The following is a 14,246-nucleotide window of genomic DNA, read 5'->3' on the forward strand; positions in this document are numbered from 1 at the left end:
TAGTAAACATTGCCTAAATTACCGTAGGATTTCGCTTCACCCCCCCGATCACCGATTTCGCGTGTGATTGCTAAGGACTGTTGATAAAACTCGATCGCTTTTTGGTATTCTCCTAGGGATTTGTAAACATTGCCTAAACCCATGTAGGAATTCGCTTCACCCCCCCGATCACCGATTTCCCGTGTGATTGCTAAGGACTGTTGATAAAACTCGATCGCTTTTTGGTATTCTCCTAGGGATTTGTAAACATTGCCTAAATTATTGTAGGAATTCGCTTCACCCCCCCGATCACCGATTTCCCGATCGATTGCTAAAGACTGTTGATGAAACTCGATCGCTTTTTGGTATTCTCCTAGGGAATAGTAAACATTGCCTAAACTGGTGAGGGATGCGGTATATTTCCAGTTGGTTTGCTCCTCCTGTTGTTGGTAAACAGTGACTAATTCAAGGTAATAATCCGCTAGGGTTTGATAATACCCCCCCAGGGTGAGAAAATTCTCGATAGCACGGAGAATATCAAAAGCATTGTCGTACTCGGTTAACTGATAGCGATGATAGAAAATTTCTAGGTAAGGTTGCACATCGTTGAGGATTTCCCAGGAGTCGGGTTGAGCAATAGAAAGATAATAGGCGATCGCTTTTTGGTGTAATTCCCTTTGATCGCCGGCTTTGTATTGTGCATATTCCCAAACTAAAGGCTGAAAACTAAAAATTCGCTGGCGATTTTCCTCTTTTTCTTCTAATAATGATCGTCGCTGCAATTCTCGCAGATCTGCCGTGATCTCGGATAGTGCGATCTCTGGGTAATTATCCATCACCGCTTTGGCTGCCGGAGAATCAAATTCTCGGCGATAAATGCTGGTTTTAGTGAATAATTCCTGCTGTCTTTGGCTAAGTCGCTGAAAACTAGCATCTAAAACTAAAGCAATTCCCACTGTCTCTTGACGATGGCTCCCCACCACCTGCGGATCGCTCAAAAGTTGCGATAAATTTCCTAATCCTAAATCCGCTAACCTTTCTAAACTGGGGTTTTGCGGAAATTCTGCTAAGATTAAATCCGCCACCAATCGCAGGAGTAATGGATGACCATCCACCCGTCGAGAAAAGTTCTCTAGATCCCCTGTTATTTGCGATTCTGCTAACAATTGCGCCCCTTCAGGTGGTTTCAAACCTTTTAGCTCAATCCAACGGTTAAAACCCTTAGTTTTGGGCTTTTCTCTGGTGGTGACTATAATTTTGCTAGTGTCACCTTTTTCTATCCAAGCAGTGAAAAACTGCTGATAAAATTCATTATTCCAAGAACCATCTTTCCCTAATAAACTCTCTAGATTATCAATAATAATTAGGTGGCGATGGCGTTGCAATTGTCTGATTAAAGCTTCCTGTAAATCTATTTCTTTTTCGGGGACAGGATAACCAAATTCCGTCAGGAGTTGGCGAGCTAAACCACTAAATCCGCCCAGATTTCCCGCTTCCCACCAAAAGCGTTTTGGGAATAAATCTTTATCGTCCCCTAGGGAAGGATCGAGGGGAATTTCCTCCTCAAAAATTTTGCTGGCTAGGGTAGATTTTCCAATTCCTCCAACTCCTTTGATGCCAATCATCGCAACATTTGGATCAGTAAACCACTGCTTAATTTGGGTGATTTCCTCCTTCCTTCCCTGCCAATAGGCGAGACGTTTTCGAGCATTCCCTCCCTTGAAAATACCCCCCGATGAAGTTTCCAATCGGTTTAAAAGTTCCTCGGAAAGTATTAGATTTTTAGTCTCGATTTTGCCAATTAAATTTACTTTAGATTGATCCTGGGCCGTTGCCGATAGATTAATCTCGTTGGAATTAGTTTCTGAAGTCATGAGAAAAATTGGGGTTTTTCTTGAGATAAAAATAAGTAAATGTTAAGTAGCTGGTTACAATTAAATTTAAAATGGATTTTAGGTTCGATCCCCCCTTAGTCCCCCCTTAATAAGGGGGGTGCTGATCCCCCCTTAGTCCCCCCTTAATAAGGGGGGTGCTGATCCCCCCTTAGTCCCCCCTTAATAAGGGGGGCATCTGATAATTTTTAAGGCCTACCTACTTACATTTTGGGCGCAAGTACAGGAGAAACAAAAAGGTTTAGAAATTAACTGTATCAGCCTCAATTTTTCCTACCATTTTAACGGTACTATTATCATAAGCTGTAGCATCCATGGCGATATTTTCTTGATTGCCACTGTTGATAACTTGTTTAATTTGTTGTGCTAGGATTTGGATTTCTTGGGCAAAATTGGGGTCTTTGAGCATTTCTACCTGTAAAAAAGGAACTACTTGCTGTTCAATCATCGCCTCGGATTTAGTTTGTTCGGCTGCCGCTAAAACCTTCGCTGCGGTGGGTTCCTTTTGTAACTTTTGCTTAATTTTTTGCCACAATTCTACACCTTTATCCATGGATGCTTCCGTTAATTTACCGATAACAGCTTCAAAGGCGATTTTAGCGATTTCGGCGGCGGCTAACTCTGCTAACACAATTATCAATGGCGAGAATTTTTCGCCATTCTAGCACAACGGCAACAGCAGTTGTGGACGGTTTAAATGTTTGGTTGACTGTTCAAAAAGTAAAAAACAAAACTCTGATATCGTTGCCACAACAGGATTTAGATTAGGGCGAAGCGGACGCGCTGGTAAGCTAAGACATATTTAGGGTTTGCGGCAAAAAGTACGGGCGAAGCATTCGGATAGAAAATCTCCGGTTTCACCGATAGGTTATTGCCCAAATGCTTCGCCCCTACAGGACGCGGGCCGATGAAGACGCAAAAATCTTGCACCTGTTTCGCTCGTAAAGCCACAAAACCCCTACCTTGCCTACATTTCACATTTATTCAGCAAGCCCTATTTAAACTGCTTATTCTTAGATTAGCTGAATCTCCTCCAATTCCTTTACTGTTGCCTCTTGCCTCTTGCCTCGTCTCAACAAGCAATTTAAATGCGCGGGCAGCTTATCAGTCCACAGGGGTTATTTGCGATCATGAAAATTAAGACATAGTTAAGCGATCGGGCATAACACACCATTGGAGCGGACAATATTGGTAGGTTTTTGTTGGGAGGGAAACGTGATCGTTTGCCCCTCAATTAAGCCGTTAGGCAAATACGAGATATTTGTTTTTTAGGTAAGTCTCAGCAATTTTAAAGATCACAGAAGGAGTTAAATATGTCAGAAGAAAATATTCCTATTCAAATACAAGATAGAGATAATGTACTTGCGGCTGATGACGGCATAGAATGGCGTTATGGAAAACGCCCAGATTATTCAGGAACGAATAAAACGTTAAGGGTGCAAAGCGAAAAACATCATCCCACTGGCTCCTTAGAAGCTATTGCACAGAATTTAGTAAGAACATTTGAAATGGAAGCCACTTACAAGCTAAATCCCAATCAATGGACATCGGTTGATATAGATCAATTTAGAATGCGTACTAACCACGGTCCTGAATATACAGTACAAGATATTATAGAACGCGGAACTTATAATTTATTTTTAGGCGAAACACCGGTTTATAGTTCAAAAGCTGAAGATTTTGAATCAGGTGCAGCCAGTTTTATGAATGCTTTTAAAACTGGTTTTGTTTGGGAAGTTATTGAGGCTTATAGCGGTCCGCCAAGAGTTATTTTTAAATGGAGACATTGGGGAACACATCAAGGAGAATTTAAAGGTCATGCGCCTACCAACAAACTAATAGAAGTATATGGCATTACAATTGCTGATGTAAATGCAGATTTAAAACTAACTTATGTCGAACATTTTTTTGATAATAGCCAATTTTTAGAAAAATTGGTTTCTGGCGGAAAGTGTCCAATGCACAGTTAGGAAATGACAAGGGTGGGATCACCCACAAATCTGCACAATCCATCGGGTTACTTTTGGTCCTCTAGTCATTTCATACTAAATCCGTTGAGTAACGCACAGAAAATGGGTTTCTCCGAGAAACCCGTTTTCTCCTCATGCACTCATGCAAAAAATTGAGGCACTTTTTCCCTGAAAATTAGGTAATTGGCCACCTCAAAACCGGTAAAACCCCACACCCCACACCCCACACCCCACACCCTGTCCCCACGAAAAACTTTTTCAGCAGACCCTAGATGGTGTTGCTCGCAGTATGTATGTATTATCAGAATAGCCCTCTGAGTGTTAACGATGACTATAATCCTAGAGAAGATTCTTTTTTTCCTATGACTGCATAGAAGGGATCAGCAACCATAATTCCTAACATTTGCAGGAAACTGGGGGTAGTAGCAGGACGAACGATCGCCTGTACTTCCCTAAATCCCGCCACCGATTTAAAATAGGATTTCACTAACGCTACCCGGCCTAAATCGCTATTATCGCGCCAAGCAGCGATCGCTTTTTGGTAAAACATCCGATTGGAAAAACTGACCACCACCAGACCATGAGGCTTTAAAATGCGATACAGTTCCGCAAAAATCGCCTCTGGATACTGCAAATACTGCACCGATACTGTGATTAACACCGCATCAAAAGAACTATCCCCTAGGGGCAATTTTGGCTGTGCATTCAGGTCTTGGACAAAATAACTATGCAAGCGGGGATTTTTGGCTAACTCCTCCCCATTCATCCCGTGACCTTCGATATGCTCAAATTCCATCTCCTCCGGTAAATGGGACACCCAGCTGCTCATCAGGTCTAAAATGCGCGTATTCGGCGATAATATCTCTCGGTAGAGAGCGGTTAATCGATCGATAAAACCCTCATCCACGTGGGTGACAAAGCGGGGAAAAGCATAAAAATCGCTGTCTTTGGTCGGATCGAGTTTAGTTCTTTCTTCGGGTCGGAGCATTTTTGTCAAGTTAATTTTACTATTCTTAACATACCCCACAGACAGAAAAAAGGGTTAACCGAACTGGTCAACCCCTAGGCTTGGGAACGCGCTGTAAATCTTAGCTTTGAACGACTAGCTTAACGTTAGCGTTTTGCAGACCGCGCTGTTTCACTTCGGATAGGGTTTTGTTCACAGCGTATTTTTGGTTGATCGAGTTGATCAATTCGGTTTGATTGTGTTTTTTGGCTACACCCCAGAGGTCAGCGATTAAATCGAAACTGCCGTCGGTATTGCGAGACCAACCGAGATCATATTCGCCATCGAGAACAGCAACGATGTCGGAGCGAACCCGTTGACCGTTGTAACCACGAACATCGGCTTCGGTTTTCACGCTGATGCCGAGGTCGCGGAGAGAAGCTTTGAGGATTTCGGCATCGGTGATTTTGGTCCGGAGAGTGCTAAAATGAGACATTGGAATTTCCTCTTTGTAGATTAAGAATTAACAACAACAGATTGAGAGTTAAAGAGTGCCGCCAAGCGGCTTTTCGAGGCATTGCTAGTCCCTGAGAACTAGCCTTTCATCCCGTTGGGAGCGGGCGAAAGTCTGTTAGAACTCCAATCGCTGGTACTCAGCGACGGAGGCCGAAGCAGGTCGGGCGCGTTGTCTGGCCCAATCACGCAGGGCTGTCACCTGTTCGGTCATGGTGCGAGATAGGGGCAGAGTCGCCTTAATCGCCGCAATAATGTCTAATTGCGTGAATTCGCGATCTTGGGCGAAGGCCTCATACATGGCGGCAATCAGCGCCTGTTCTATTTCCGCACCGGAAAACCCATCGGATACCTTGGCTAACTGCTCCAAATCGAAGCGAGAAATGTCGGAGCGTCGTTTAGTCAGGTGAATATTAAAGATATCTTGTCTTTCTTCGGAATTGGGCAAATCGACAAAGAAGATTTCATCGAAGCGCCCCTTGCGGAGAAATTCCCCGGGTAGCCGTTCAATCCGGTTAGCTGTGGCCATGACGAAGACGGGCGAGGTTTTTTCCTGCATCCAAGTCAGGAAGGAGCCGAAGATGCGGCTAGAGGTTCCCCCATCGGAATCGGCGGATCCCGTGCCACCGGCAAAAGCTTTATCTAATTCATCGATGAAAAGAATGGCTGGAGAGATGGATTCGGCAGTTTTTAGGGCATTACGCAGGTTAGCCTCAGACCGTCCCACCATGGAACCATCGTAAACCCGTCCCATATCTAAGCGCAGGAGCGGTAAACTCCAGAGGCGCGAGGTGGTTTTAGCGATTAAGGACTTACCACAGCCGGGTACTCCTAAAATTAGCATTCCTTTCGGTTGGGGGAGTCCGTAACCTCTGGCTCTTTCTGTAAAGGCGTTCGATCGCTGTTTTAACCATTTTTTTAATTCTTCCAGACCACCGACGGCGTTGATGGTCTCGTCTTCTTCAACGTATTCTAAAATTCCGTTGCGGCGAATCAGTTGTTTTTTCTCGGAAAGGACGATTTCTACCTCGTCTTCCGTCAATTTGTTCGCTTTTACATGGGCTTTGCGGTAAACTTTTTCGGCTTCATCTTTGGTTAAACCTAAGGCCGCTTTCAGGAGTTTTTCCCGGACCTCTGTGGTGGTACGACGATTTTGATTTTTGCTTAGGTGTTGCGAGAGAACCGTATCTAACTCTCCCATGTCGGGCAGGGGAAAATCCAGAACTACCACATCTTTCTCTAGTTCTATGGGGACTTCTTGCAGGGGAGACATTAAAATAATGATTTTTTCGGTTCCTTTAAAGCTGGCGATCGCATCTCTTAACCAGCGAGTCACCGGAGCAGAAGTGATGAACGGATGCAGGTCTTTAAAGATGTAGATGCCCGCTTCCCGTTGACGCACTACCCATTCGATCGCCGCTTCTGGCGACACGGTATTATGTTGACTGGTTTGGCGCGGTTGACCCAGTTCGATCATGCCGTGGGTGACAGTCCAGACAAACACCCGTCGATGTTGTGTATTTAGTTGGGCTATTTTGCTGATGGCTTCTTCCGCCCTTTCCTCCTCGGAGGTGACGAGGTAAATCAGGGGATACTGAGCCTTGACGAGAATTTCTAGCTCTTCTTTCATAACATCGACCCTATTTGTGGTAACGGTTTTGACCTTGGGCGGCTGATGGCTGTGGCTGCCTTGTTCGGCTACTGAGAGTTTAGCAGGGAACTAAGGCTGCTTCTCCCTCTGTGGTTCCTTGGGCGCCAACGGGTTCGGGAACTTCGAGCGGGAACTCGTCGCCCACTATTGCGGGCTGGCGTTTGATCGACCTTAGCCGATCTTCTTTCATCACTAACGCGGCATCACACTCGGGACAGACATGAACCTGATAGGTTTTGCCATAGGCGGCGGCTTCGATTTCTTCTACCTTTTCGGGGTATTTCAGGTAAAAAGCGATCGCTTTTTCCACCAGCCCTGACATCGATTCTTCATCGACCGCGGCTTTTATCTTTAGTTGACGATGGACTCCAGGGGGAAGGTACAGTGTGACTTTTTGCTTGTCTTGCATATCACTAAATTGGTTTACCCGGGTATGTGTCTCTACTATAACCACTGTCTTTCTCTCCTGTCAAGATGGTAAGCTGTTATAACGGCATAATTGTAATATTTCTTTACAATTGTTGGGGTGATGGGGTGTGGGGTGATGGGGTGTGGTGCGATTCGTTGGCTAGAAACTAGACAGTAAGACGTTTAGAGGATTAGCCGCTTGGTAAATGTAGTACCTTGATAACTTTATAGCGTTTCTGATTCACAAGAGGTACATTCGCGATCCTGAACAGCTTAATCAGCAAAGGTTTAAGTGTGCCGCACAGATGCGAGAACCGCTATATCGCTCTTGGAGGGAGTCTGGCAAAAGTCTTACAGTCTCTAAACTCTAGCTCTCTTATGGGGTAAGCCTTCAAGCTATCGCTAACTAACAGAAACCCGAAATTTGGCTCTTCTCGACTTTGTGTGATAATTTTTGCTTATGTAAGGTTAAATGCTTACTGGGCAAGACTTTTAGGACTATTTTGAAAGAAGAAACTATCAGTATAGACCTCGTTTACACTATTAGAAAAAAAGTTAGCGATCACTTGTCAACCAAGGGTTTCAGAATCTGGATTCCGTCGGGGATTTCCGAAAGTCCCAGAAGAGCGTTAACCCTACAGGTGCGGGTTAGTAATAACCTTAGTCCTGTCCTCTAGATGCTTAGAGTGACGGCATTTCCTGCTGCTTTAGACGTGGTACATCTGAGGTAGTGAGCGAGGAAAAAAAGCGGTATCTGATAGCCTAAATCAGAAACCCGTTGAGCCAGAACTTATGGATAGCCCCCGACCCAGCCATGGTTTTCAGACTTAACGGGAAAACTAAGGTTGTCATCCCTTCAGATTGACTCATAGTCGCCCCTAGGTGCTGGATGTGACTTTTAATAAAGATGCTAGTCGGGTTCGCCGAGGTTATGGGGCGGAAAACTTGGGGCGGCTACGCCGTATAGATTGTGAATTTATTGAGCCTGAAGATGAAACGCAGTCTTGGCCAGCATGGATGATAATTTCATGGTAAAAATCCTAGCAGAGGCGTGAGGTTGACTTAAAGGTGAAGTAGATGTTAGGCTTATAATTAATCAATAGTTTCCCAGAATGAACGGGCTGGAGAGATGTAGTCAAAAAACTGGAATTATGGAGCTTTGTTCAATTCAAAGGCTAAGTCAGTCATCAAATTTTAGACCAACTCCTCAGAATTATACAGTTCATTCAATATGGTGTTACCTTGGTATCTATAGCGGTTTTCACCTTAGATGTCGGCAGGATGCCCCCGTTAGACCCGTAGGGTTAGCCGGAGAGGAATGTTGGCCAGTATAAAACGTGCGTAGCGCATCAACGCTAAATATGTTATGCTTCATCGTGGTGAGTTTTCTGCAACCGTGGAACAAGTCCTGACTCTAGTAGTAAAGCTTCAAGTGGGTAGCGAACAGCAACAATTGTTGTCCGATACCTGTTCGGATTTTGCGTCGGCTTGTAGCTGGATTAACGAGAACGTCAATCCCCGGCTGATTAACCGGAACTCGATTCAAACAGAGCAAACTTCAACTGTTATTACCCCCCAATGTCCAGGGAATCTAACCAAAAAGGTTCAACCTTCTACAGTCTAATAAAAACTTTTAATTATGAGTATCAGTCAATCTAGTTTACCTTGTAGTATTAAAGCTAGACTTATTGCTTTTTACTTGCCTCAATTTCACCCTATTCCAGAAAATGATCAGTGGTGGGGTAAAGGTTTTACAGAATGGACAAATGTAGGTAAGGCTAAACCTTTATTTCCCGGTCACGATCAACCTCGTGTTCCTGCTGATTTAGGTTATTATGATTTGCGTGTTCAAGAAACTCGTATTGCTCAAGCAGAATTAGCTCAAAAATATGGAGTTGAAGCATTTTGTTATTGGCATTATTGGTTTGGTGGTGGCCGCCGTTTATTAGAAAAGCCTTTTAATGAAGTTTTGCAGGATAAAGAACCAAATTTCCCTTTCTGTCTAGCTTGGGCTAACCAAACTTGGAGTGGCATTTGGCATGGTTCTCCGGATAAAGTTCTGATTCGTCAAACCTATCCTGGTATCGAAGATTATCAAAATCATTTCTATGCACTTCTGGAGGCTTTTGGCGATCATCGTTATCTTACTGTTGAGGGAAAACCTCTCTTTGTGGTTTATTCTCCCCTTGCTTTGCCAATACCAAGAGAATTCACCGATTGTTGGCGAGATTTAGCTGCTCAATCTGGGCTGAAAGGGCTATATATAGTTGGGATGACTAAAGATCCTTCCTGGAATCCTGAAGCCAATGGATTTGATGCTTCTACCATTCCCAATCCAGATTATCTTTTTAGTGAACGTAGTATTAGAATAAGTCTTAAAAGAACTTTGCCTGAAAAAATATATAAGAAAGCTTTAAAATTACTCAATAAAGAGTTACATGATCAAAAATATCCCAAGCTACCTACGCTATTTTCCTATGAAAAAGCTATCGAATGTGCCTTCATTAAAAATAATTTAGAGTTTGAAAATTATCCTTGCATATTTCCCAATTGGGATAACTCGCCAAGAAGCGGAGTGAATGGTAGAGTGTTCCTTGATTCAACGCCAGAATTATTTAGGCTTCATCTCTTAGATGCTTTAAAACAAGTTGCTTCTAAAAGTCATGAAAAAAGAATTATTTTTATAAAAGCTTGGAATGAATGGGCAGAGGGCAATTATTTAGAACCCGATCAAAAATGGGGAAAAGCTTATTTAGAAGTCATTAAAGACGAAGTATTTTCTAAGGAAGGCCTATAAATAGCAACCAATAATTTCCCTTGTCTTTCTATCAATTAACCGCCAAATATAAACCTTTATCGTCTTAGAAAAAACAAAGAACCACATCTCATCACATTCTATAACCAATTTACCTTTTGGTTTGTCCGAAACCTTTATTTAACGGGGGACAGCCGCCAGTTTATTGTTGACATAATTTTGTTACCATGACCAATTTACCCCTGTTACTCTAGCAATTCCTCGTCAGGAAATTCGTTCGAGCAAGAGTTGATCAATTAATTGTTTGGTTTCGTTAGAGACAGTTTTATTAGTGGGATTGATCACAAACGGTTGACCACATTCTTTACCTTGACGTTTGGGTTTTCCATTATGAATAGAATCATTCTTGATAGTATGGTGAGAACCACAACGCTTGACAGGGGAATAGAGGTGAACTAGGGGGGGGTATTTTGTTCGGTGCTAGACTGATATTTGAGTAAGCCAGACAGGAGCCAGAAAAAGATATTTATCAGAAAAGTCATGAGCAAGCTAGAGGTTTAAAGACTGATCGGGTTCCAATTATTTTTATTCATAAATATTTTACACAATTCATACCAGGGAAGCAAGAGGGCTACGGCACTACTACCAAATCATTACCAAAAACCTTGCATTATCCTTCTTATAGTATATAAACTGGTACAAAAAAAGAGGGCAACAAAGCCTGAAACGACCGACGACCGGCTACTGACGACCGACTCCTACCCCCACGAAAAACTTTTTGCCGCAAACCCTATTTATTTCAAAATGAGAATTGCTGGGAGCCGGATACGGCGAAAGTCGTAAGTCCGGTTTTGAAGCGGGGGGTGGGAAGGCGACTTCCTGCTCTACTGTAACGGGAGAAGGGGAGATGGGAGAATAAATAAAAATAGTCGACCGTCTCCTGTCGACCGTCTCCTGTCGACCGTCTCCTATCGACCGTCTCCTATCTCCTGAATTGAGCAAACCCTAATTACTATTGATGCGACTTAAAAAGGCTTGTAAGCGCTCGCTGTGGGGATTATTAAAGAAGGTGTCGGGATCACCTGCTTCTTCGATGACACCTTGATTAAAGAACAAAACCTTGTTAGAGACCTCCTTAGCGAACTGCATTTCGTGGGTGACGACTACCATAGTCATCCCCTCATCGGCCAATTGACGCATAACGTTTAACACTTCCCCGACTAATTCCGGATCCAGGGCCGAAGTGGGTTCATCAAATAAAATCACCTCTGGTTTCATGCAGAGACTGCGAGCGATCGCCACCCGTTGTTTTTGGCCTCCCGATAATTGGTCGGGATAAACATCGGCTTTTGGGGCCAAACCCACCTTTTCCAGATAATGAATTGCCGTATCCTTAGCCTCATTTTCCGAGTGGTGTAACACTTGCTTGGGGGCCAACATCAAGTTTTGTAAAACGGTGAGATGGGGAAAAAGATTGAAGTGTTGAAACACCATACTTACCCGGCTGCGTAAATTGCGGAGGACTGATTGATTTAACTTCGGGGAAGAGATGTCAATTCCCATCACCTCCAAGCGGCCACCGTTAATTGTTTCCAAACGATTGAGACAGCGTAAAAAGGTACTTTTGCCGCAGCCAGAGGGACCGATTACCGATACCACGTCCCCTTGATAAAGAGTGCCTGTAACTCCTTTAAGTACCTCTAAAGAGCCGTAACTTTTGCGTAAACCTTCACTAACAATCACAGGGGTGGTAGTGGTCATGATGTCCTCTCGTAAAAAATTTTACATTCTGTATAAAGGTATCGAGATTAGTTTCTGCTAGATTGTATCCTTGACGACATTTTATCAAGAGGAATAATCATAATACTCAAATAGTCTCTCTACATCTGTCTTAGGTGAGGAGTAAGACCAAATCCTTAACTTAATTGAGTAAAAAAATCAAGGAGAAACAATTAAAAAATGATTAAATTTTGGCGAGGGCGGGCGGTGCAGAGAGTCATCTTTGCCTTGTTAGGATTAGTCTTGGCGCTCGGATTAACTGTTATTCCCGCTTTTTCTCAGACTCCTCCTAATCCTTTTCGAGTCGCCACAGAAGCGACTTTTCCACCCTTTGAATTTCAACAAGGGGGACAATTAACCGGGTTTGATATCGATTTAATGCGGGCAATTGGCAAGGAAGCTGATCTCAACATTGACTTTAGAAATTTACCCTTTGATGGTATTATTCCGGCCCTACAAGCAAGAACAGTGGAAGCCGCTATTAGTGGCATGACAATCACCGCCGAACGCGCCCAAGCGATTTCTTTTTCTCGACCTTATTTTAGGGCTGGTTTAGCGATCGCTGTTCGGGAAGATAATAAGACGATTAGAAATTTTGAAGACTTAAAAGGCAAAAAAATTGCCGTCCAAATTGGCACTACGGGAGCCTTAGAAGCGACAAAAATACCGGGGGCAACAGTTAGTCAATTTGACTCGGCGGCTTTAGCTTTGCAGGAATTAATTAATGGTCGAGTTGAGGCGGTAGTTAACGATAAACCCGTGACTTTGTATGCAATTAAACAAGCGGGTTTACGGGGAGTAAAAGTAGTCGGAGAATTATTAACGGAGGAATTCTACGGGATTGCTTTACCCAAAAATTCCCCCTATCTCCAATTAATTAATGATGCTCTCGGTCGAGTTATAGAAAGTGGTCAGTACGATGTTATTTTTCGGGAATGGTTTGGAGAAAAACCGCCGGTCTTACCCTTAGTTGCCCCAGCTTTAAAGAATTTACAGGAATCGAGGTTTAACTGGGGAGAATTATTCTATAACCTGATTGTGAAAGGGGTTCCCTGGACAATTCTGTTAACGGTTCTGTCTTTTCTTTTCGGGTTAATCGGTGGAACTTTAGTGGCTATTGCCCTGATTTCTCCCTACAAATGGTTAAAAATAATTTGCCGCATATATGTGGATTTTTTTCGGGGAACACCGATGCTGGTGCAATTATTCTTGATCTATTTTGGTTTGCCCGGGTTGTTCCGAGAAATTGGCTTAAATATCGACTTAGATCGTTTACCGGCGGCCCTATTTGCCCTAAGTTTAAATGTGGCGGCCTATTTAGCTGAAATTATGCGCGGCGGTATTCAATCGATCGATAATGGTCAATGGGAAGCTTGTTCTAGTTTAGGAATGTCCCCAGTGCAAACCATGCGCGAGGTGATTTTTCCCCAAGCTTTTCGCCGGATGTTGCCACCCTTGGGGAATGAATTTATTACCCTAATTAAAGATACCAGTTTAGCGGCAGTAATCGGTTTTGAAGAATTATTCCGGCAAGGTCAATTAATGGTAGCCACTACCTATAAAGCTTTCGAGATTTATATCGCTGTTGCTTTAGTTTATTTGGTTTTAACTACCCTTTCCTCTGTGGTATTTAAGCGCTTAGAGATTTATATGGATCCCCTACATAAATCTAAACAGGAACAGAAAGCTTAGGGGCAACAGATGGGAACTGTTAACGGAGGCAGGAGGCAGGAGGCAGGAGGTAGGAGGCAGGAGGTAGTTAAGTAGGTAGGCGTTAAAAATTATCAGACACCCCCCTTATCAAGGGGGATCCCCCCGCCTATCGGCACCCCCCTTATCAAGGGGGATCCCCCCGCCTATCGGCACCCCCCTTATCAAGGGGGGGATCGGCACCCCCCCTTATCAAGTAGGGCTGTTTCATTTAAATTAAGTATAGCTGATTTTGAGTCAATAAATTTGACCGAAGATTCTCAAGTTTATCTTTTTCTAACCAAAAGAGTTAGTCACAATAACTAATCTTTAATCCTCTGCCAAATTTATTATGAATAAATTGATAAAGCTTGTTCCCAAGCCACTAAAAGCCTATCTCTCTTGAAATTGTCCGAGAGTACATCCTGTTAACTTAGCTAATTTTTCTGCTTCTTACGTCGATAAAACTATCAGTTTTTCCCAACGTTCAGCTAACCACCTCTGTCCCTCTGTTATTGAGAGAAAACCCAAACCTCTGAAAAGATGGCTCTTCGTTACCCTTTATGCTAAATCAACATACAAGATGCCAAGATAACATACTTCTAACCCAAAAATTACGAAAGTTTCTCAAGCCATAGGCTCTCCGTTTTATTAGTTTCAGTTT

General features: G+C 43.3%; 11 protein-coding genes and 1 pseudogene. 3 read left to right on the forward strand and 9 right to left on the reverse strand.

Annotated elements, in window-relative coordinates; translation table 11 throughout:
- From EWV66_RS09405 to EWV66_RS09415, 3 genes are all read right to left on the reverse strand, one after another.
- On the reverse strand, positions 1-1,853 hold a 1,853-nt coding region (locus EWV66_RS09405; RefSeq protein ID WP_287107726.1), incomplete at its 3' end, for a tetratricopeptide repeat protein.
- A gap of 259 nt (positions 1,854-2,112) precedes the next feature.
- Complete coding sequence (locus tag EWV66_RS09410) at positions 2,113-2,502, reverse strand: hypothetical protein (protein WP_287107725.1); 390 nt, start codon at positions 2,500-2,502, stop codon at positions 2,113-2,115.
- Positions 2,503-2,630: 128 nt separating this feature from the next.
- Entirely contained in the window at positions 2,631-2,822 is a 192-nt protein-coding gene (locus EWV66_RS09415; protein ID WP_193961148.1) for a hypothetical protein, read from the reverse strand.
- Between the two features lie 362 nt (positions 2,823-3,184).
- On the opposite strand from EWV66_RS09415, the gene EWV66_RS09420 reads away from it, so the two are divergent.
- Positions 3,185-3,841 carry a nuclear transport factor 2 family protein gene (locus EWV66_RS09420; RefSeq protein ID WP_002765229.1) on the forward strand — a complete coding sequence of 219 codons (657 nt, stop codon included), beginning with the start codon at positions 3,185-3,187 and terminating at the stop codon, positions 3,839-3,841.
- A gap of 331 nt (positions 3,842-4,172) precedes the next feature.
- On the opposite strand, the gene EWV66_RS09425 is transcribed toward EWV66_RS09420, so the two are convergent.
- From EWV66_RS09425 to EWV66_RS09440, 4 genes are all read right to left on the reverse strand, one after another.
- Positions 4,173-4,829: a class I SAM-dependent methyltransferase gene (locus EWV66_RS09425; RefSeq protein WP_185237822.1), complete on the reverse strand. Its 657-nt coding sequence runs from the start codon at positions 4,827-4,829 to the stop codon at positions 4,173-4,175.
- Positions 4,830-4,929: 100 nt separating this feature from the next.
- Positions 4,930-5,283, reverse strand: a complete 354-nt coding sequence (locus tag EWV66_RS09430) for a DUF1257 domain-containing protein (protein ID WP_002731874.1) — start codon at positions 5,281-5,283, stop codon at positions 4,930-4,932.
- Positions 5,284-5,418: 135 nt separating this feature from the next.
- On the reverse strand, positions 5,419-6,930 hold the full coding sequence (ycf46, locus tag EWV66_RS09435; RefSeq protein ID WP_287107723.1) for a stress-responsive protein Ycf46: 1,512 nt from the start codon (positions 6,928-6,930) through the stop codon (positions 5,419-5,421).
- Between the two features lie 79 nt (positions 6,931-7,009).
- On the reverse strand, positions 7,010-7,360 hold the full coding sequence (locus EWV66_RS09440; protein WP_052277275.1) for a slr0373 family blue light stress response protein: 351 nt from the start codon (positions 7,358-7,360) through the stop codon (positions 7,010-7,012).
- Between the two features lie 1,638 nt (positions 7,361-8,998).
- Between EWV66_RS09440 and EWV66_RS09445 the strand changes: the two genes are divergently transcribed.
- The gene (locus tag EWV66_RS09445) at positions 8,999-10,156 is read left to right on the forward strand and encodes a glycosyltransferase WbsX family protein (RefSeq protein WP_052277273.1); all 1,158 of its coding nucleotides are present in this window, start codon (positions 8,999-9,001) and stop codon (positions 10,154-10,156) included.
- Here the strand turns inward: EWV66_RS09445 and EWV66_RS09450 are convergent.
- Positions 10,154-10,656 (reverse strand): annotated as a pseudogene (locus tag EWV66_RS09450) (IS1-like element transposase); the annotation flags it as partial. The gene EWV66_RS09445 and the pseudogene EWV66_RS09450 sit on opposite strands and share 3 nt — an antisense overlap.
- Positions 10,657-11,119: 463 nt before the next feature.
- Positions 11,120-11,875 carry an amino acid ABC transporter ATP-binding protein gene (locus EWV66_RS09455; RefSeq protein WP_052277272.1) on the reverse strand — a complete coding sequence of 252 codons (756 nt, stop codon included), beginning with the start codon at positions 11,873-11,875 and terminating at the stop codon, positions 11,120-11,122.
- 198 nt (positions 11,876-12,073) lie between these two features.
- Between EWV66_RS09455 and EWV66_RS09460 the strand changes: the two genes are divergently transcribed.
- Positions 12,074-13,585, forward strand: a complete 1,512-nt coding sequence (locus tag EWV66_RS09460; protein ID WP_052277271.1) for an ABC transporter permease subunit — start codon at positions 12,074-12,076, stop codon at positions 13,583-13,585.
- Positions 13,586-14,246: the final 661 nt, after the last annotated feature.

Source organism: Microcystis sp. M_OC_Ca_00000000_C217Col (assembly GCF_007095585.1).
In the GTDB taxonomy this organism is placed as follows: Bacteria; Cyanobacteriota; Cyanobacteriia; order Cyanobacteriales; family Microcystaceae; genus Microcystis; species Microcystis panniformis.

Coding starts and splice junctions, on each gene's coding strand:
- EWV66_RS09420 (WP_002765229.1), top strand. CDS start 3,185: ATGTCAGAAGAAAATATTCCTATTCAAATACAAGATAGAGATAATGTA.
- EWV66_RS09425 (WP_185237822.1), bottom strand. CDS start 4,829: ATGCTCCGACCCGAAGAAAGAACTAAACTCGATCCGACCAAAGACAGC.
- EWV66_RS09430 (WP_002731874.1), bottom strand. CDS start 5,283: ATGTCTCATTTTAGCACTCTCCGGACCAAAATCACCGATGCCGAAATC.
- ycf46 (WP_287107723.1), bottom strand. CDS start 6,930: ATGAAAGAAGAGCTAGAAATTCTCGTCAAGGCTCAGTATCCCCTGATT.
- EWV66_RS09440 (WP_052277275.1), bottom strand. CDS start 7,360: ATGCAAGACAAGCAAAAAGTCACACTGTACCTTCCCCCTGGAGTCCAT.
- EWV66_RS09445 (WP_052277273.1), top strand. CDS start 8,999: ATGAGTATCAGTCAATCTAGTTTACCTTGTAGTATTAAAGCTAGACTT.
- EWV66_RS09455 (WP_052277272.1), bottom strand. CDS start 11,875: ATGACCACTACCACCCCTGTGATTGTTAGTGAAGGTTTACGCAAAAGT.
- EWV66_RS09460 (WP_052277271.1), top strand. CDS start 12,074: ATGATTAAATTTTGGCGAGGGCGGGCGGTGCAGAGAGTCATCTTTGCC.